The organism is Zunongwangia atlantica 22II14-10F7 (assembly GCF_002094855.1).
GTDB classification, from domain to species: domain Bacteria; phylum Bacteroidota; class Bacteroidia; order Flavobacteriales; family Flavobacteriaceae; genus Zunongwangia; species Zunongwangia atlantica.
In genome coordinates this window covers 40,169-57,985 of sequence record NZ_ARYN01000012.1, presented here as the reverse complement: position 1 = coordinate 57,985, position 17,817 = coordinate 40,169, and the positions used below count along the sequence as shown (strand labels likewise).

The 17,817-nt window shown below is 36.8% G+C and carries 19 protein-coding genes, 1 tRNA gene and 2 riboswitches; of the genes, 8 read left to right on the top strand and 12 right to left on the bottom strand.

Going from position 1 to position 17,817, the window contains the following annotated elements; translation table 11 throughout:
* The first annotated feature begins 50 nt into the window (after nt 1-50).
* Nucleotides 51-147: riboswitch (TPP riboswitch) on the top strand.
* Between the two features lie 174 nt (nt 148-321).
* The 7 genes from thiS (at nt 322) to IIF7_RS13560 (ending at nt 6,918) form a co-directional block, all read left to right on the top strand.
* The gene (gene thiS / locus IIF7_RS13590; protein WP_084842244.1) at nt 322-525 is read left to right on the top strand and encodes a sulfur carrier protein ThiS; all 204 of its coding nucleotides are present in this window, start codon (nt 322-324) and stop codon (nt 523-525) included.
* A 45-nt stretch (nt 526-570) separates the two neighbouring features.
* Nucleotides 571-2,427, top strand: a complete 1,857-nt coding sequence (gene thiC, locus IIF7_RS13585; protein WP_084842243.1) for a phosphomethylpyrimidine synthase ThiC — start codon at nt 571-573, stop codon at nt 2,425-2,427.
* 10 nt (nt 2,428-2,437) lie between these two features.
* Complete coding sequence (locus IIF7_RS13580) at nt 2,438-3,034, top strand: thiamine phosphate synthase (RefSeq protein WP_084842242.1); 597 nt, start codon at nt 2,438-2,440, stop codon at nt 3,032-3,034.
* Nucleotides 3,015-3,689, top strand: coding sequence for a thiamine phosphate synthase (locus tag IIF7_RS13575; protein ID WP_084842241.1), 675 nt, complete (start codon nt 3,015-3,017; stop codon nt 3,687-3,689). Before IIF7_RS13580 ends, IIF7_RS13575 begins: the two co-directional genes overlap by 20 nt.
* Nucleotides 3,690-3,904: 215 nt before the next feature.
* Nucleotides 3,905-4,675, top strand: a complete 771-nt coding sequence (locus IIF7_RS13570; RefSeq protein ID WP_084842240.1) for a thiazole synthase — start codon at nt 3,905-3,907, stop codon at nt 4,673-4,675.
* Nucleotides 4,668-5,774, top strand: coding sequence for a 2-iminoacetate synthase ThiH (gene thiH, locus IIF7_RS13565; RefSeq protein ID WP_084842239.1), 1,107 nt, complete (start codon nt 4,668-4,670; stop codon nt 5,772-5,774). Before IIF7_RS13570 ends, thiH begins: the two co-directional genes overlap by 8 nt.
* 505 nt (nt 5,775-6,279) lie before the next feature.
* Nucleotides 6,280-6,918, top strand: coding sequence for a 2OG-Fe(II) oxygenase (locus IIF7_RS13560; protein ID WP_084842238.1), 639 nt, complete (start codon nt 6,280-6,282; stop codon nt 6,916-6,918).
* A 125-nt stretch (nt 6,919-7,043) separates the two neighbouring features.
* Here IIF7_RS13560 and IIF7_RS21145 read toward each other — a convergent pair whose 3' ends face one another.
* From IIF7_RS21145 to IIF7_RS13530, 9 genes are all read right to left on the bottom strand, one after another.
* Nucleotides 7,044-7,172 carry a hypothetical protein gene (locus tag IIF7_RS21145; protein WP_262508193.1) on the bottom strand — a complete coding sequence of 43 codons (129 nt, stop codon included), beginning with the start codon at nt 7,170-7,172 and terminating at the stop codon, nt 7,044-7,046.
* Entirely contained in the window at nt 7,162-7,350 is a 189-nt protein-coding gene (locus IIF7_RS13555; protein WP_084842237.1) for an OPA3 family protein, read from the bottom strand. The genes IIF7_RS21145 and IIF7_RS13555 overlap by 11 nt, the downstream gene beginning before the upstream one ends.
* A gap of 97 nt (nt 7,351-7,447) precedes the next feature.
* Nucleotides 7,448-9,220, bottom strand: a complete 1,773-nt coding sequence (gene nrdD, locus IIF7_RS13550; protein ID WP_084842236.1) for an anaerobic ribonucleoside-triphosphate reductase — start codon at nt 9,218-9,220, stop codon at nt 7,448-7,450.
* Entirely contained in the window at nt 9,217-9,666 is a 450-nt protein-coding gene (nrdG, locus tag IIF7_RS13545; protein ID WP_084842235.1) for an anaerobic ribonucleoside-triphosphate reductase activating protein, read from the bottom strand. The genes nrdD and nrdG overlap by 4 nt, the downstream gene beginning before the upstream one ends.
* Nucleotides 9,667-9,741: 75 nt before the next feature.
* A riboswitch (cobalamin riboswitch) is annotated at nt 9,742-9,940 on the bottom strand.
* Between the two features lie 82 nt (nt 9,941-10,022).
* Entirely contained in the window at nt 10,023-10,175 is a 153-nt protein-coding gene (locus tag IIF7_RS20865; RefSeq protein ID WP_176218961.1) for a hypothetical protein, read from the bottom strand.
* Nucleotides 10,176-10,289: 114 nt separating this feature from the next.
* Complete coding sequence (locus IIF7_RS20860; RefSeq protein ID WP_176218960.1) at nt 10,290-10,454, bottom strand: hypothetical protein; 165 nt, start codon at nt 10,452-10,454, stop codon at nt 10,290-10,292.
* A gap of 5 nt (nt 10,455-10,459) precedes the next feature.
* Nucleotides 10,460-11,227: an enoyl-CoA hydratase/isomerase family protein gene (locus tag IIF7_RS13540; protein WP_084842234.1), complete on the bottom strand. Its 768-nt coding sequence runs from the start codon at nt 11,225-11,227 to the stop codon at nt 10,460-10,462.
* A gap of 185 nt (nt 11,228-11,412) precedes the next feature.
* The gene (locus IIF7_RS13535) at nt 11,413-12,753 is read right to left on the bottom strand and encodes an MATE family efflux transporter (RefSeq protein ID WP_084842233.1); all 1,341 of its coding nucleotides are present in this window, start codon (nt 12,751-12,753) and stop codon (nt 11,413-11,415) included.
* Nucleotides 12,754-12,777: 24 nt separating this feature from the next.
* Nucleotides 12,778-13,281 (bottom strand): GNAT family N-acetyltransferase, encoded by a 504-nt coding sequence (locus tag IIF7_RS13530; RefSeq protein WP_084842232.1) that lies wholly within the window; start codon nt 13,279-13,281, stop codon nt 12,778-12,780.
* Between the two features lie 56 nt (nt 13,282-13,337).
* Here IIF7_RS13530 and IIF7_RS13525 point away from each other — a divergent pair.
* Nucleotides 13,338-13,411 (top strand) — tRNA-Ala (locus IIF7_RS13525).
* 27 nt (nt 13,412-13,438) lie between these two features.
* On the opposite strand, the gene IIF7_RS13520 is transcribed toward IIF7_RS13525, so the two are convergent.
* From IIF7_RS13520 to IIF7_RS13510, 3 genes are all read right to left on the bottom strand, one after another.
* Nucleotides 13,439-14,014 (bottom strand): DUF4468 domain-containing protein, encoded by a 576-nt coding sequence (locus IIF7_RS13520; RefSeq protein ID WP_084842231.1) that lies wholly within the window; start codon nt 14,012-14,014, stop codon nt 13,439-13,441.
* 121 nt (nt 14,015-14,135) lie between these two features.
* Entirely contained in the window at nt 14,136-15,035 is a 900-nt protein-coding gene (locus IIF7_RS13515) for an alpha/beta hydrolase family protein (RefSeq protein WP_084842230.1), read from the bottom strand.
* 6 nt (nt 15,036-15,041) lie between these two features.
* The gene (locus IIF7_RS13510; RefSeq protein WP_084842229.1) at nt 15,042-17,783 is read right to left on the bottom strand and encodes a PD-(D/E)XK nuclease family protein; all 2,742 of its coding nucleotides are present in this window, start codon (nt 17,781-17,783) and stop codon (nt 15,042-15,044) included.
* Nucleotides 17,784-17,817: the final 34 nt, after the last annotated feature.

The window sequence follows — 17,817 nt, the reverse complement described above, 5'->3', positions numbered from 1 at the left end:
TAAGGCTTCAGCATTTTTTTATCCCGATAATTTTCAGTTAACTTTGAAAGTGTAAACTTTAGGGGTGCCAATTAAATTTGGCTGAGATAACACCCTTTGAACCTGATCCAGATTAGCATCTGCGAAGGAAAAAGTACGAAAACTTTGAATCGATTTTAGCCAATATTAGGCTAAATTCTATAGAGTTATTCTGAATTAGAGACTTGTTTTCAGAATAAAAAATTAAAATTCGATTCCTGGTTCGTGGAGAAACCACGAGATTTATTCACTTTTCTTCAGGGACAATTCCCCTTGGTTTACAGCTATTAAAAATCTAAGGATATGATAACTGTAAACGTAAACAACCAAATTCATTCTTTTAAAGAACCTGTAAAGCTTCATGAACTTTTGGAGCAGCTAAGGATCAAGCCTTCAGGGATTGCCATTGCGATTAACAACGAGATTATTTCTAAACCTAAGTGGGAACATACGCTGTTGGAAGAAGGAAATAATGTGCTGGTTATTCGTGCTACACAAGGCGGTTGATACGTATTTCAGAAAAAATAAAAAATCAACCTAAACCAGTAAAGCATGAAACCTAACCAGTTACCACGCGAGCAGGCGATTAGTAGAGCGCCTTTTCCAAATTCAGAAAAGATCTACGTAAAAGGGCAAATACACCAAAATGTAAACGTGCCTATGCGAAAGATCAAACTCGATGACACCATCGATAAATTTAACGGTACACGTACCCCAAACGAACCTGTTTTGGTGTATGATACTAGTGGCCCGTATACAGATCCTAAAGTAGAAATTGATGTTAGGCAGGGTTTAAAACCCATTCGCCAGCAGTGGATCGCCGCCAGGGAAGATGTACGACAGTTAAGTGGACTTTCTTCTGAATACAGTCGTGAGCGAGAAGAAAATGAAAAGCTTGATGAACTACGTTTTAAGCGCATCAGGAAACCTTTAAAAGCAAAACCCGGGCAAAACGTAACGCAAATGCATTACGCGCGGCAAGGCATTATAACTCCGGAAATGGAATTTATTGCCATTCGTGAAAATCAAAAACTTCAGGAAATTACGTCAATTACCAAGCAGCATCCCGGTGAAAGTTTTGGAGCGAATATTTCCAAAGTGATCACGCCAGAGTTTGTTAGGGATGAAGTGGCCAGAGGTCGCGCCATTATTCCAAGTAATATTAACCATCCTGAAAGTGAACCCATGATCGTTGGTCGAAACTTTCTGGTAAAGATCAATGCTAATATTGGGAATTCTGCGGTAAGTTCTTCGATCGAAGAAGAAGTTGAAAAAGCAGTTTGGGCCTGCCGCTGGGGAGCCGATACGATAATGGATCTTTCTACCGGAAAAAATATCCACGAAACGCGTGAATGGATTCTTCGGAATTCGCCAGTACCCATTGGAACTGTACCAATCTATCAGGCTTTAGAGAAAGTAAACGGAAAAGCCGAAAACCTGACTTGGGAAATTTTTAGGGATACTTTAATCGAACAAGCTGAACAGGGCGTAGATTATTTTACCATTCATGCCGGTGTTCGTTTAAAATACATTCCACATACCGCAAAACGAGTAACGGGAATCGTTTCTCGGGGTGGTTCGATCATGGCAAAATGGTGTTTGGCGCATCATCAGGAAAGCTTTTTATACACCCATTTCGAAGAAATCTGTGAAATTATGAAGGCTTACGATGTGGCGTTTTCACTTGGTGATGGTTTACGACCGGGAAGTATTGCCGATGCGAATGACTATGCCCAGTTTGCCGAACTAGAAACGCTGGGCGAATTAACCAAAATCGCCTGGAAGCATGATGTGCAGTGTTTTATTGAAGGTCCTGGGCACATCCCGATGCACATGATCAAGGAAAACATGGATAAGCAACTGGAAGAATGTGGCGAAGCTCCTTTTTACACGCTTGGCCCGCTAACCACCGATATCGCGCCGGGTTACGATCATCTTACCAGCGGAATTGGAGCAGCAATGATTGGTTGGTACGGTTGTGCCATGTTATGTTATGTAACTCCCAAAGAACATCTTGGCTTACCGAATAAAGAAGATGTAAAAGAGGGTGTGATTACGTACAAGATCGCTGCCCATGCGGCAGATTTGGCGAAAGGTCACCCGGGAGCGCAACATCGTGACGACGCAATGAGTAAAGCGAGGTTCGAATTTCGATGGGAAGATCAATTTAATCTGGCTTTAGATCCAGATACGGCACGTGCTTACCACGATGAAACTTTACCGTCAGAAAATGCGAAAGTGGCGCATTTTTGCTCGATGTGCGGTCCTAATTTCTGCTCCATGAAGATCACACAGGATGTACGGAATTACGCGAAGGAAAACGGACTCGACAGTGAGGAAGCCATCATAAAAGGAATGGAAGAAAAATCTGAAGAGTTTAAGAAGAAAGGAAGCGAAGTTTACTTATAATTTTCAAACAATGTTAGTATTAATTTCTGCGGAAAGGTTTATCGAAAATGAAGAAACTCAACTGAAATCAATTTTAGACAATGGCTTAGATGTGCTTCATATTCGCAAACCTAAAGCTTCTTTTGAAGACTTAAAGCATTGGTTGCAAAGTTTCGAGCCGGTTTATCGATCTAAAATGGTGTTGCACCAACACCATGAACTGGCAAAAGAATTTAATTTGAAAGGAATCCATCTTACTGAAACTTTCAGGCTGATGCTGGGAGAAACTGTTGAAGATTATGCGACATCTTTTAAGCAGGAAAACTTAACGATAAGCACTTCGTATCATCAAAAAGAATTGATCTCGAAATCATCGATTTTCGACTATTGTTTTTTGAGTCCGGTTTTTAGCTCGATCTCAAAAACAGATTATGCGGGCAAGTTATTCCAGGTGCAAGATGTTCAGCAAAAAGTAATAGCGCTAGGCGGAATTAATTCAGCAAAAATTCCGCTAATCCGAAAAATGGGGTTTAGTGGTGGCGCTGTGCTTGGCGCTGTTTGGATGGACGAAGATCCCGGGCAAAGTTTCAATAAAATTCAGCAGCAATATGAGTCAGTTTTTAGATAAAAAAGAGTCGGTTTTTCAGAAAAAGATTTCCTGCCTTCAATATATCTCGCAGGGCAAAGATAGATTTCAGCATTTAGAAAATATTGAAAAAGTATTAAGATATGGCGGAAACTGGATACAGTTGCGAATGAAGGAGATGTCGCAAAATGAAGTGCTTAAAACAGCGATTTTGGCCAGAGAATTATGCTCAAAATTCAGCGCGAAATTGATCATAAACGATCACGTAAAAGTAGCGAAAACCTGTAATGCAGATGGTGTTCATTTGGGGCAGGAAGATACCAGTGTTTTAGAAGCTCGTGAGATTTTGGGCGCTCAAAAACTAATTGGCGGAACAGCAAATACACTTCAGCATTGTGTGGCTCACCTTGAAAATGGAGTTGATTATATTGGTTTGGGACCGTTGAGATTTACTTCAACCAAAAAGAAACTGAGTCCGATTCTTGGATTTTCAGGTTATAAGGATTTGATGGCAGCATATTCAAAACAGGAAAATACGGTTCCGGTAATTGCTATTGGTGGAATTCAACTCAGTGATATAGAAGAATTACGTCGAATCGGACTAAATGGAATTGCGGTTTCTGGGATGCTAACGCATTCGGAATATCCTGAAAATGAAATTCAGCAGATTTTAGATGGATTTGCTGAAAGCGTTTAGATGCTAGACGAGAAATTATTTTGAATGCTAAATGTTGAATGATTGAGGTTCCTGCCTGCCGAAAATTGCTCGTAAAATTTTAACCCGCATTATTTGGTGCGTCATGTTGAATAAAGTCCGGAATGACGATAGCTAGTATCTTTTACATATGAAGAATACTTATTTACAAAAAGCTAATCGCTGAAAGCCAAAAGCCGACAGCTAAAAACCTAACAATGGAAAAACTAAAAATAGCAGATAAAACCTTCGATTCTCGATTATTTACGGGAACAGGGAAATTCAGTAATTCAAAACTAATGCGAGAAGCAGTTTTAGCTTCAGAAAGTGAACTGGTAACCGTAGCTTTAAAACGAGTAGAAGCCGGTAATGAAGAAGACCAAATGATTGCCAGTCTTGCGCACGAGAAACTGAGTTTACTGCCTAATACATCTGGCGTTCGGGACGCAAAGGAAGCTGTTTTTGCAGCACAAATGGCCAGGGAAGCCCTGGGAACAAATTGGGTTAAAGTCGAAATTCATCCCGATCCTAAATATTTATTACCAGATGCGGTAGAAACTTTAAAAGCCTGCGAAGAATTGGTGAAATTGGGTTTTGTGGTGATGCCTTATATTCATGCAGATCCTGTTTTGTGTAAACGCCTGGAAGATGTAGGTGTGCAATGTGTGATGCCGTTGGGCGCACCTATTGGAACCAATAAAGGTTTAAAAACTTTAGATTTCTTAGAGATTATAATTGAGCAATCCAATGTTCCGGTAATTGTTGACGCTGGGATTGGAGCGCCATCGCATGCGGCCTGGGCGATGGAAATTGGGGCAGATGCCGTTTTAGTAAATACTGCGATTGCTGTCTCTAAAAACCCTGTTCAAATGGCAAAAGCATTTAAAATGGCTGTAGAATCAGGGCGAATGGCTTATGACGCAAAACTTGGCAAAACAGCTAAGATTGCAGAAGCTAGCAGTCCGCTAACACAATTTTTGTATGAGTAGTTTTAAAACAGTTTTAGCAAAGTACGATTGGGATAAGGTATTGGAAAGTATTCAGGATAAAAATATCCTTGATGTAGAGCATGCGTTGGCAACCGCAAAACCCGATCTTGAAAATTTTAAAGCATTAATTTCTCCTGCGGCCAAACCATATTTAGAGCAGATGGCTGCTAAAAGCAGGTCGATCACTAAAAAGCGTTTTGGCAATACAATGCAGATGTATGCGCCAATGTATCTAAGTAACGAATGCCAGAATATTTGTACGTATTGCGGATTCAGTTTAACGAATAAGATTCCGCGGCGAACCTTAACTGATGCTGAAATTTTAAAAGAAGCCCAGTTCCTAAAGAATAAAGGCTATCAGCATATTTTGCTGGTTACCGGTGAAGCCAATAGAACGGTGGGGATTGATTATCTAAGCAATGCCGTTAGGCTTTTAAAACCATATTTTGCCAATATTTCTATTGAAGTTCAACCGCTAGATCAGGATGAGTATGAGCGATTAGTTCAGGATGGATTGTTTGCCACTTTGGTTTATCAGGAAACTTATCACCGGGCCACCTATAAAATTCATCATCCAAAAGGTAAAAAATCAAATTTCGATTATCGTTTAGAAACACCAGACCGATTGGGTAGAGCCGGTATTCATAAAATAGGAATAGGCGCCTTGTTTGGTTTGGAAGACTGGCGAGCAGATAGTTTTTTTACGGCTTTACATCTTAAGTATTTGCAGAAAACCTATTGGAAAACTAAATACTCGATCTCTTTCCCAAGATTACGACCTTTTAGCGGTGGTTTAGAACCTAAAGTTGAAATGACCGATCCAGATTTGTTGCAATTGATCTGTGCTTACCGAATTTTAGATGAAGATGTAGAATTATCGATTTCTACCCGGGAGCAAGAGAAATTTCGGGATCATGTAGCACATCTGGGAATCACTTCGATGAGTGCCGAATCAAAAACCAATCCCGGTGGTTATGTAGTAGAACCGCAATCATTGGAGCAATTTGAAATTTCAGACGAGCGCAGTACCGAAGTGATTGCTGAAATGCTATTAAAAAACGGAATAGAACCTGTATGGAAAGATTGGGAGAAGTTTTAGCCGGAAGTTCACTAGTTTACAGAATTTAGCAAATAGCCTATATGAGGTTGCTTAATTTTCCCTCTTCAATTTAGTATAATTATAGCTCTAAACGTTAAACTTTGATGTTTCGCAGTATTCTATAGCTATATTCTTTATTTTAGAGGTTCAGAAGTGTTATTCAATTCTCTTTCTGAAGTATTAAATAGAATCAATATGGAAAACTCTAAAGTTAGTTCAGGTTTCAAACAAGGTCTTGTGCTGGGGTTTTTAATATTTTTTATTCTTTTATTAATTATCAACCTGATATTTAAGAATGTGCTTGGAGATAACCTCAATCAGACTTTAATTATGGGGATAAGCTTTTTTGGAATTTGCTGCATCTTTCAAAGGCTTAGATGATTAGATTTCTGCTTCAGGTTTTGGGATTACAACTTTAGTACATCATCAAATTTTCAAATTAAAACATTTTCAATCTTCGTATTCAAAAAAGAATTAATTTTGTGCGGTTTTTATAAAATTTAGATTGAAAGAAGAACTTTTTGAGCAGCTTGATTTTAGTGTAAATCAGCAGTATGAGCAAATCATAGAAGATTTGCTGGAAAAGCAATACAGCATTGTAGACGATTTTTTTCAGACTGAAGAAATTGATCGATTAAGAACCTCTTTGCTTGCAAAATACGAAGAAGATCAATTTAAAAAATCGGCTATCGGGAATCGCACGAACGAGCTTATCGAAAAAGCGATTCGTGGTGATTTTATTTTATGGATGAACGAAGCTGAAGCTGGTGAAACCGAAAAAATTTTCTTCAATAAAATCAATAATCTTGTCGATTACCTAAACAGGACTTGTTTTATGGGAATTCTGCACAAAGAATTCCATTATGCGGTGTACCCAAAAGGCACATTTTATAAGCGCCATTTAGATACTTTTCAAAATGATTCGCGTCGTAAACTTTCCATCGTAAGTTATCTAAATGACGAAAACTGGTTAAAAACCAACGGAGGAGAACTGGTGATTTATAAAGAAGACGGTAGCGAAGAAGTGATCTATCCTTTGCCGGGAAGAGTGGTGATTTTCGAAAGTCAGATTTTGGAGCACGAGGTAAAAGAAGTCAAAAATTCTGAACGTTTAAGCATTACCGGTTGGTTAAAAACCAGGTAAATTTTATATAATTTCAGGTATTTGGGCGTTGCCTTCGGCCGGGCTTTACATTGCAATCTTTTTCTCGTTCCTCGTAAAAGGATTTTCATTGCAATCCCTAACGCAAGACTGATCTCGAGCAGAAATTACTTTTTAAACTTTTTGTAAAAAACTAAGATGATAAGAATAATGGCTAAAATCATCCAAAATCCGTAACCGCTAAGAAAGCTTAAGATTTCAAAAGTTTCCTGGTTTTCAGGTAGGTTAGTTTCCATTATTTTTTTCTTTTTTACGTCTGTAATAGTCGAAAATTACCAAAGCAGTCACCAAAACGAAGATGAGGAGATACCATATATTCTCACTTAAAAAGTCAGAAAGCTCAAAACCATACTGTTGCGTTTCAGTCGCTGGCTGGTCTTTAGGAAGTTCAGGTTGTTGAAAAAGCAAAATCATTTTTCAGGGAAAATAATCAAAATTAGAAGGTTTAGCTGCAAATTTAAGTTAAATCCCTAAGGAAAAAGGCTGCTAACTAGCAGCCTTTATATTCTTGCTATTGGTGATAATAGCGTAATCGATGTTCTTGTTGGCGTTGCGAGCTAAAACTAGACACTCTTTTTAAATATCCAATAATCCTGGTAGCGTGATCTACCTGGTGAGAGCCGCATTTTTTACAGGAAAAAGTGGTTTGCTTATCAATATGATTGCAACTGTTACAAATCGTGATTTTTATATTAAAGCAAAAATAATTACAACCAGCTTTAGCCGTAGCTTTTAGTAAATTAAGAAATCCCTGCTTGTTTGGATATTCTTCAAGATTAAGATGTAATGCAGAACCACCATCAAGATATTTTATGGTTTCTTTGCCATGTAGCATTATTTTGTCCAGAATATTGATGGATAAATCTTCCACCGGGTAAAAATAAGAGTTATAACAATCGCGGTTTACGCTAAATCCATCGTTTCTATCCCAATTTGCATTTTTTACGCCTAAATTTTCAGCAGGAACAAATTCAGTATTAAATAAATAATTATATTCTTCTTTGGCTTTTTTATTTGCGTTGTAGATTTTCTTTAGTTGGTAGCTTAAAAAGTCTTTGTATTCCGCAGTATTTTTAGGAGCAATTCCTAAACTTTCAGCGGCTTCTACCATTCCGTTAATTCCTATAGTTAAAAATTGTTTGTTTAAATCGATAAAACCGGCATCGTATACGGGCAACATTCCTGCATTTTTATAACGTTCCATCAACTTTCTATAGGCTACCTGATATTTGTGAATTTTAGTCACTTCTTCAGCTAAATCTTTCCCCTCTTGTAATAGTCGGTTTACATTCATGGTAATCACATTTATAGAGCCTGTGGCTACGCCGCCAGCACCTAACGAATAACTAAATGTGTTCTTGCCTATTTCATTTCTTAAACGGCAGCAGGATGCCAGGCTATCGGCACTTTCAGATTGATAAATAAAAAATGAATTTCCGTTGCTAAGCTCTTCGGCACAAAATTCGGCAAATTCAGTGTCGGCAGGTTTATCATCTTTAGTGAGCATAGCGGCAGTAACTACGGGAAAAGTAAGTAGGGCTTTGTAGCGTTCTTTATTAAACCATTTCATAAAAAAGACCTGAAGATTTTTTAAGCTTTCCCAATTTGGTTTTGCGAAATCTGGAAAAACGAAATCTCCAAACATGCTATCATAGTATTTTTGATCGTAGATTGAAATATTCCAGAAAACCGACTGGTAGCCGCGTGCTGCGGCAGGTTGATTAATGGCATACACCACATGCTGTAGGTGATTTTCGATAATTTTAGCATGCGTTTTTAGATAATCCTTTCCGTAGTCTTTACGGGCAAAATAATCGAAATACAATAAAAACTCTACTGTAGCCAGGGCACCAGCAAATTGAGAGCTAACTGCAAATACCAGATTTACAAACTCGCCGCAATAACTCTCCAGATGTAAAGGAGCTTTGCTTTCGCCGCCAATTTTTGTAAGTCCGTCCAATAAAAATGGATACATATTTATAGAAACACAGTATGGTTTTAATGAGGTTTCATCATGGATATAAATTTCATGATTTTCTATTTGCCTTATATATTCGTTAGCTAAGTGGTCACCAAAAAGTGTGGTGATTTGATTTTTTACAAGCTGACGATTAACCTGTATGTTTATATCCTTATTCAGCTCGGCTTCCATAGTAGCAATGTTTTTAGAAGTAACATTTGCATTGGCATCTACGCTAGATCCATCGGCGGCATTTTCAGCAGATAGATAATCTTCTATAAAAGCTATTTTCTCATTTACTTGTTTTGGGCTTAATCTAATCATGGTCTTATAAATAAATGGTTTAGGTTTTTTCCGGTAGCAACTTCTGTGAATTTCTGATTGGTATTAGGGTGATCTAAACCCTTCAGGTTTTTGTTCCAGGCGCCAGTTTTTATGTAGGTAAGTTGTTGTTTCAGAAACTGTGGGATACTTTCATAACCCGAATAAAGGCAGGTTTTGTACCCATCGATTTTGGCTATTTTTAAAAGTTTTTCTAATTGTTGGGGCTCCCATTCGCCACCCATAAAAAGCACACAGGTAGCAAAACCTTTATATTGCAGCAGTATATCCCTAAAAAGCGTGGTAGTTAGTAATTCTCCATTTGTTTTTTTCCATAAATAAGGAGAGTGGCAGCCATCACAATGTAAAGGACAGCCAGTTATACTAAAGCAAATACTTACCTCGCCAGGTACTTCTTGCAGCACAATTTCTATTTGTGCAAACCTCATAAACCTAGAAACTTATCCTGAAAATATTCAGAAATTAATATTCGATAAATTACAGTGACTTTTTACCCGAAAGCGCTGTAAAAGTTTGGTAAGGCAGGTCTTCTGACTTTGCGTTATGGCGTCTTCCCATCTTACAAGATAGTGACGTTAAAAGTGGTGCCGATAGTTTTTTAATTTGCTTACAGCTGCGGGAACAGTTCTAGATTTACACTAGATTCCCTTTTAATTTTAAGCTACAGAAAGTAGCCTAAAAACCTTACTTAGTTTAAAGGTACAAAGACTTTATCTGAAGCAATGGGATATTAACAGCTAACTTATAAACCGTGTTATAAACAATGTGGGAGTTGTAAAAAGTTTTAGCTATTTCTTTTTTTCAGGAAGAAGTTTACTACAAAATATAAGGCAAAAGCTATTAAGATATACGGTGTGATTTTACCTAAAAATGCTCCTATTTCGTAACCAAGTTCATAACCCGATTGTACCGTAGGATCTCTACTAACTAACCTCATGATTTAGTTTTGTTTCTTATTTTACGATATGCTTTAAAAACTATAAAACCAATAAAAAGGAAAGGAATGATAAGTAACAAAAGATTATTAAACTGAATTCCTATGTCCATTTCGTTAGCGTGCGTCACGATGTAGTTTTTTCTTTTTAAAAATTCGGTAAACTAAAAAGGCTACGAGAATAAAAAATGCAAAAGGTAGCATCATAGCTGCAATTTGCCCTGTAAATGCTCCAAGCATTTCTGCTTTATCACCTAAAGTGTCTAATGGTAAAACTTTCATAACTACTATTTTTTAAACTTAGAGAGTGCGTTTCGGGTAAAGTCAGATAACACCAATTCTCCGCTAATGGCAGCATTTTCCATAAGGAGATTAGGCCAGTTTTCTGTGCCTTTCCAGAGCACGCATTTCATTTCGAGTAGGGCTTGAGGGTTGTAAGATGCTAATTTTTTAGCGAAAATGATAATTTCTTTGTCTAAATCTTTTATGTTTTCAAAAACCCGTGCGTAAAGACCTTTATCTTTTGCCCAATAAGCTGTTTTCCATTCGTGTGCAGCAAGTGTAAGTTCTCCAAGCGCTGCTATACCTATTTTACGCTCAATCGCAGGTGCGATTACAAAAGGACCAATACCAATACTAAGTTCTGAAAGTTTAATAGAAGCAGCTTCTGTTGCCATGGCATAATCACAGGCCGCAATTAAACCAACGCCGCCGCCTACTGTTTTCCCCTGAATACGACCAATAATTAACTTTTTACAGTTTCGCATAGCATTTAAAACATTCGCAAAGCCTGAGAAAAAAACTTCTCCCTGTTGCATATTTTCAACCGCCATAAGCTCATCAAAAGAAGCGCCGGCACAAAATGCTTTTTCTCCTTCAGATTTTAGGATAATCACTTTTACTTCGGTATTATCTGAATATTCGCAAATAGCTTGTTCCAGACGCTCTAAAAGAACACCGGGGAAACTATTGCTGGCAGGATGTCCAAATTCGATAATTCCTATCCCGTTTTCTATTTTGCTGTACAAGCTTCCGTTCTCTCGCGTAGTGGTCATAATTCAAGTTTTATCAAATTTAAAAAACTAAAAACTAATCCTTAAAATTAGTTTTTTCTTCAGCAAAAATCTTAGTCTAGTCCAATCAAATTTTACATTGTTTTTTTCTAGGTATCCCGAGAACTACTGGGAATGGAATATTTAATCTCTATTATCGAATATCAGTTAGCTAAATCTTTGCTGTTTTAAACTTCTTTATTTAAATATTTTCTTCGGAATTTAATAACTAGTCCGCTTGCTCTTATCAGCATCCAGACTAAAAATGCGATCCATATTGCATATAATTTCAATCCAAAATAATCTGAAATTAGGAGCGCTGGGGTAAAGCCTAAAAATGTAGCGACAAGCAGAAGATTTCTTAGGTAGGCTGCTTCTCCTAAACCTTTAAAAATCCCGTCGAACATAAAAGCGATCGCATTAATGGGCTGCATCAAAAGGACGATCCAAAAAGCAGAGGCGAAAAGAGCCAAAACTGCTTCATCTTTATTAAATAAAATTCCTATTTGATCATAGAAAATTCCGCAGATAGCCATTAAAATTAAAGCGATCAATACTGCGTATTTAGAGATCTTTTTACTTAACTCCCAAAGATTTTTATAATCTTTTGCCCCCAGTAATTTTCCGCCAATCGCATTTCCTGCGTTGGCGTAACCATCAATAAAAAAGCTAAAAAATAACCAGATATTCATCAAAATACTCTGGGCTGCGATATAATTTTCGCCGTAATCTGTTGCATAAGCGTTTGCCAGCATAATCGCAATATTTAGCGAAAGCGTTCTTAAAAAAAGATTTGCTGCCATCACTAAAAGCGGCTTAAATTCAGGATTAAGTTTTAAACTTAATTTTAAATGAAAGGGTGTTTTTTTAAAGAAAAACCATAAAGCCATTACAAACATTGTAGCTTGCGCAGCAAGACTTGCATAAGCAGCACCTTCTAAATGCATTGCAGGAATTAAACCATCGATGCCATAAACTAATGTGTAATCTAAGGTAACATTTACCACCGCACCTATTAAACTACATTTCATAGCCCAGGAGGTATTTTGTAGACCTCTAAAAACGCCAAAAATGGTAAAAGTGAGTAAGGTTAAAGGAAAACCAATGGCTCTAATCTGATAATAACTTACCGAGTAATCAAGGATCAATCCTTCAGCGTTGTAAGCACTAAAAATTAATTGAGCCAGTGGAGCCGTAATTCCGTAGATCAAAAGACTTAGGAAAAGATTAAAAACGATAGTTTGCGGCACTAAAGTTTTTACAGCGTGAAGACGATTAGCACCTAAATGCTGCGAAACTTTTGCTGAAATTGCTGTTTTTGTTTGCGCTAAAATCCAAATCACGGCAGATAAGAATGAACCTACAATACCAGCGGCAGCCAAAGCTTCAACCGAGTTATCTTCTACATTGCCAATTACGGCAATATCGGTTAGTGAAATTAAAGGTTCTGCAATACCTGCTATGATCGCGGGAATGGCAATGCTATTAATATTTTTAAAACTTACTGCAGAGGTATCTAATTTGGCCATATTGGTAAAAAATAGATAGTTTTTTTAAAGTACCAATTCGTAGCAGTGAAATGGATGTTCGCTTTGCTTTGGGAAAAAGATGTCTCCTAATCTTTTATAGCCCCTGGATTCGTAAAATCGATGGTTTCTTTTATTCTGGCTAAAAGTATCCAGACGAACTGAAGCATATTCGTTTTTATGTGCAAAATCTTCAGCAAAATCCATTAATTTTTTACCGTTTCCTAATCCCCAAAAAGTAGGATCTGTGGCCAGGCGGTGCACATAAATATTATTTTTATTTGTGGTAAGCCATTTAATAGGAATATATTCTTCATCCATTTCTGGAGATAAAACAATAATACCCATAATCTCATTTTCGATATTTGTGAGCTTAAATAATTCCTTTTTTTGAATATCTGCAGCTAGTTTTTCTTTAGATGGATAGTGCTCGTTCCATTGAAAAATCCCTTTATCTGCCATAGCTTCAGCGCAACGTTCAGTAAGGAGTTTTATCTCGGCAAGGTCTTCGGGAAGTGCGGGTCTTATCATTAGCTTTAAAAAACTTTTTTATTTGGATAAAATTTATAAATTTGCTTGCATCAAACGGGGGATTAGCTCAGCTGGCTAGAGCGTTTGGCTGGCAGCCAAAAGGTCATCGGTTCGACTCCGATATTCTCCACAAAACCTCGCAATTTTGCGGGGTTTTTTATTTGATATAAGTTTTTAATCTTTCTACTAAACCTGCGATATATTCTTTTACTGAAGCAAGCATATCATCGTGATTTTGCAATCCACGATTATAAATGCTTTTTATTTTTTCTTCATCATCCAGAATAGCCTGGTTTTTTGCTTTTGCGTCACCACTTAGTCGGTTTACCGTTTCCTGCATTTCATCTTTAAAAGCATCGAAATCTGGAAAGTTAATTTTAACCGGGGTTTGCGTTGGGCCAATATCGATATGACTTAGCTGAATGCTAAACTCGTTGTCTTTAAAACTGCTTAAAATTCCGAAGTAAATATCCATGGGGATACTGGCGTTTCCCTGTTTTATTTCAATTTTAGAACTAATATCTGCGATCATCTCAACTTCCGTGTTTTTTGAAGCTTTTATATTAGATGGATCGAATTCTGCCAAAAGCCATTCATGCAATTTTTCTTTGATTTGAAGTTGAGTTTTGGCTTCGGCCTTAATTGTTTCTTCGTAATATAAATTGCCTTTCTCGTTAAATTGAGCATTTGCAGAAATACCTATTAGAAGAAAGAGGATTAAAAATCGGTTCATTTTTCATCAAATTTTGTTCAAAGATACTTTCTAAAGCATAACAAAAAAAGAAACCTCCTACAGTCGTGGGAGAAGGAGGAGGTTAGATCTAGGATTCGATCAAATATTTTAATTCAATTTTCTAGTTATCATCATCTGTATCACCATATTCGTCAATTAGATCCTGAACGTCTGCAGCAATAAACGGGAAGGTTCTATCTAATAAATATTGAAATTTCTCTGGTAGTTCTTCTTTTTCCCAGGGATGAGAAGCTTCAAATACATGGTTAGCATTTTCTACTAGTAATAATTTTGAAATTGGGCTCCACTCGAACAATTCACCAGAGCAGGAAATAGAAACTGTAGTATCGTTGCTTCCGTGTGCAATTAAATGAGGGATTTCCAGCTTTTTGGTAGCGTTCTTCACATTTAGACGCTCTTTGTTTTCTTTATAGTTTTTATAAAATTGGTAATGGTGTGGCAGCTGTTGTTTGGTACGCGTATTTACGATGTATTGTACTCCTTTCTTTTCCCATTTTTCAAGGTCTTTTCCTGTTGGGAATTTAGCGCCAAGATCTGTTGGTGCCGCCAGTGTTACCAGTCTGGTGATACGTTTTTCGTTTGCAGCTTTTAAAATTGCGATCGCCCCGCCACGAGAATGGCCAACAAGATTAATATGGCTTACATCTATTTGAATGGCATCAGCAAAATCTGGCAATAAAATCCAGTCGATTACAGATTGCAAATCATCTAATTCGATGCAATAATTGTTATCTCCAAAAGCTTCGATATTTAAAAATTCGGTTGGATTTTCTGGGGTTGTCCCATTGTGAGAAAAATTAAATTTCACGAAAAAATAACCTTTTTCAGCAAAAGTTTCAGCCATTTTATCCCAAGCACCCCAATCTTTAAAACCTTTGTAGCCGTGGCAAAATATAACTACCGGTTTTGGTTTTTGATCGTCCTGAAAAAACACATCACAAAGAATAGGTTTATTGTGTTTTCCTTCAATCTGAATATTCTTTTTTTTAGTAATCTCCATAAGCTTCTAAATCTCTTTTTCGGTGAATGGAATCGCCGGATTGCAAATTTCAGTAATTAATTTTTTTAATTGGTCTTCATAAGCTAAAAAAGTGTCTTCTGTAATCGAATAATCTTTGTTTCTGCTTCTTGAATTTTCTTTTTTGGCAAATTTTAGGAGACCAGATTTCAGGTTTTTAAAAGAAATTATTCCGCCTTCTACCGGCAGTGTAATACTTTCTTCGTTTTTCATCATGGTAGCGTAAGCAAGTACCTGAAAACTCTTGCTATACTTGTCGTAATCTGTAGTGATGTCTTCCCAATCTACAATTTCTATTTTACTTTGTTCTACCTTTCCAGTTTTATAGTCAATAATTCTGGTGATACCGTTACAATTTTCTACGCGGTCTACCATTCCTTTTATGTAGACCGGAAAATTAAGCGCAGAAATATCGATTTTCGACCTCAAGTTTTTTTCAATCTTAAGGATTTTTATTTCCTCTCCATTTTTTAAACGATCACTTTCAAAATCTAAAAAATTGGAAAGATAGCGCTTGGCAATTTCAAAGATCAGGTAGTTTTTTCCCTGTAAAATTGGTGATTTTGTATAGGTTTTATGAAACTGAGTAGCGACTTCCTGGCCAATACGTTTTCTAAAATCCAGAATATGCGCTTCAGTTAAGATTTGCCCTTCTAACGGCTGGTAAAATTCCTCTAAACTATCATGAATTACCGTTCCCAGCGTATTGTAAGCCACGGTTTCTTCAACTTCCTCTTCCTCTTTAACACCAAGAACGTATTGATAATAAAAATCTAAAGGATTTCTAATGTAACTGGTTAATGCTGAAGGTGAAAATCCATAATTTGCGAGACTTTTTAATTTTTCGATCATCGCCGGGGTTTTCTCGATTACCTTCAACTCGTTACTTACTTTGGGTACTTTGGGCGAAACAGTATTGATATTTAAATTGTGCTTAGTTTGTTTTTCAATCTCCAACTGAGTTAAAAATCTACTTTTTTCTCCGGAATTTAATCCGCCACTCTCCGTATTATAAAGTAAGGTCACTTTTTTAGCCCGTTGTAAGAGTCGGTAAAAGTGATAAGTGTACACCGCATCTTTTTCACGATACGTTGGCAGATTATAGGACTTTTTAAGGTCGTAAGGAATAAACGAATTATTCGATTTTCCTGAAGGTAAAGTACCTTCGTTAACCGATGTTATAATCACATTTTCAAAATCCAGCGCGCGGGATTCTAACATTCCCATAAGTTGCAAACCTTTAAACGGCCTTCCCTGGAAATCTAAACTTTGCGTGCTCATAATTTCATTATAAAAATTACGCAAGGCCGTTAAACTATTAATGTGCGGATAGGTGTGATTTAAAGTTTGAAGCTGGTTAAACAGTTTATGAAAATGGTATAAAAATTCTAGTTGAAGTTTACCTGCCTGAGCTTCTTTTAAATTGTTTTTTATACTGAAAACGATATTCTGAAAATTCTTGATGGCGATTTTGGCCGAATTCTCCCAACTTTTAAAACACCAGCCAATAAATTCTTTTAGTTCTTCTGGAAAATTAGCTTCAATATCATCGAATTTTAGGTATACCGTGTTCTCTTTATTAATCTTCTGAATAAATGCTGAAGCGTATGGTTTTAAAATTTGATGCAGCGAAGGGTGGTTAATGATCGCAATTACATTTTTATAGTAATAGCTTGAACCCGATTTGCTATGTAGATCAAAAAGTGAATTAAATAAAGAAGTTACCGGTGCGTTTTTCAGTGGAAATCCCATCGTAATGTTCAAATCTCTTACGTTGGGCGGTAAACTGTTCAAAATGGGTAATAGTAAACTTTCATCGCCTAAAACGATGGCTGTTTTTTCTAATTCGGCTTCACTTTTATCTGCAAGTAGTTCAGCTAAATATTTTGCCTGCCCAATATTTTTAGGAATTCCGGTAATTGCGATGTCTTTTTCTTCGCGATATTCTTCGATTCCCGGATTAAGCGGATTTTCCTGATAAAATGGCCAGTCTTTTAAATATTCCCGAATAAATAAAGAAGCTTCATGATGATAATCTTTTAAAAACACATTGTCTATATCCCAAAAAACAGTCGCTAAATCTTTCTGTAATAATTCCTGAAAAATGACCTGTTCTGCGGAATTTAGTGCGTTAAAACCTAAGAATATATGTTTTTGAGCTGATTTTTTTTCAGCATAATCTGCAATTTTTGAAGCTGCCGAACGATAAATTAATCCCTGATAACCTTGCTCGTTTTCAAAAAGATTTTCCTTTAAAACCGAATAATATTGAGGTAACTGATTCCAAAACTTTAGGTAATTTTCGATCAATTCTGTTCTATTTTGCCTGGACCAATGATTGATATCCTGAATATCTGCCAGGTAATCGAAAAACTTTTCAGCATCAATTAAATAGCGGTCTATTTCATTAAAATCGTGAATCAAACTTTGCGCCCAGGCTAAAAAGGTTTCGAAACTTTCTAATTCTTCCTTTTCAGTAAGCTTTTGATAAACTTCGTAGAATTCGAAAAGCGTAGTTGTATTATCTATGGACTTTAGGCCAGAAACCTCTTCAGTAAATTCTTCTATACTATAAATTTTGGGAGCAAAAATAGTCGTAGAAGTAAGTTGGCTAAGTTCATTCAGTAAAAAAGCACCCGCTCTTTTACTGGGTAAAACAAATACCAAATCTGAAATTGGAGTTGCTTCTTGTTGAAGTTGCTCGAGTACCTGACGAATAAATGATTTCATAGGATAAAAATAAAAAACGCGCTGAGCATTCAGC

Coding starts and splice junctions, on each gene's coding strand:
- thiS (WP_084842244.1), top strand. CDS start 322: ATGATAACTGTAAACGTAAACAACCAAATTCATTCTTTTAAAGAACCT.
- thiC (WP_084842243.1), top strand. CDS start 571: ATGAAACCTAACCAGTTACCACGCGAGCAGGCGATTAGTAGAGCGCCT.
- IIF7_RS13580 (WP_084842242.1), top strand. CDS start 2,438: ATGTTAGTATTAATTTCTGCGGAAAGGTTTATCGAAAATGAAGAAACT.
- IIF7_RS13575 (WP_084842241.1), top strand. CDS start 3,015: ATGAGTCAGTTTTTAGATAAAAAAGAGTCGGTTTTTCAGAAAAAGATT.
- IIF7_RS13570 (WP_084842240.1), top strand. CDS start 3,905: ATGGAAAAACTAAAAATAGCAGATAAAACCTTCGATTCTCGATTATTT.
- thiH (WP_084842239.1), top strand. CDS start 4,668: ATGAGTAGTTTTAAAACAGTTTTAGCAAAGTACGATTGGGATAAGGTA.
- IIF7_RS21145 (WP_262508193.1), bottom strand. CDS start 7,172: ATGGAAACTAACCTACCTGAAAACCAGGAAACTTTTGAAATCTTAAGC.
- IIF7_RS13555 (WP_084842237.1), bottom strand. CDS start 7,350: ATGATTTTGCTTTTTCAACAACCTGAACTTCCTAAAGACCAGCCAGCG.
- nrdD (WP_084842236.1), bottom strand. CDS start 9,220: ATGATTAGATTAAGCCCAAAACAAGTAAATGAGAAAATAGCTTTTATA.
- nrdG (WP_084842235.1), bottom strand. CDS start 9,666: ATGAGGTTTGCACAAATAGAAATTGTGCTGCAAGAAGTACCTGGCGAG.
- IIF7_RS20865 (WP_176218961.1), bottom strand. CDS start 10,175: ATGAGGTTAGTTAGTAGAGATCCTACGGTACAATCGGGTTATGAACTT.
- IIF7_RS20860 (WP_176218960.1), bottom strand. CDS start 10,454: ATGAAAGTTTTACCATTAGACACTTTAGGTGATAAAGCAGAAATGCTT.
- IIF7_RS13540 (WP_084842234.1), bottom strand. CDS start 11,227: ATGACCACTACGCGAGAGAACGGAAGCTTGTACAGCAAAATAGAAAAC.
- IIF7_RS13535 (WP_084842233.1), bottom strand. CDS start 12,753: ATGGCCAAATTAGATACCTCTGCAGTAAGTTTTAAAAATATTAATAGC.
- IIF7_RS13530 (WP_084842232.1), bottom strand. CDS start 13,281: ATGATAAGACCCGCACTTCCCGAAGACCTTGCCGAGATAAAACTCCTT.
- IIF7_RS13520 (WP_084842231.1), bottom strand. CDS start 14,014: ATGAACCGATTTTTAATCCTCTTTCTTCTAATAGGTATTTCTGCAAAT.
- IIF7_RS13515 (WP_084842230.1), bottom strand. CDS start 15,035: ATGGAGATTACTAAAAAAAAGAATATTCAGATTGAAGGAAAACACAAT.
- IIF7_RS13510 (WP_084842229.1), bottom strand. CDS start 17,783: ATGAAATCATTTATTCGTCAGGTACTCGAGCAACTTCAACAAGAAGCA.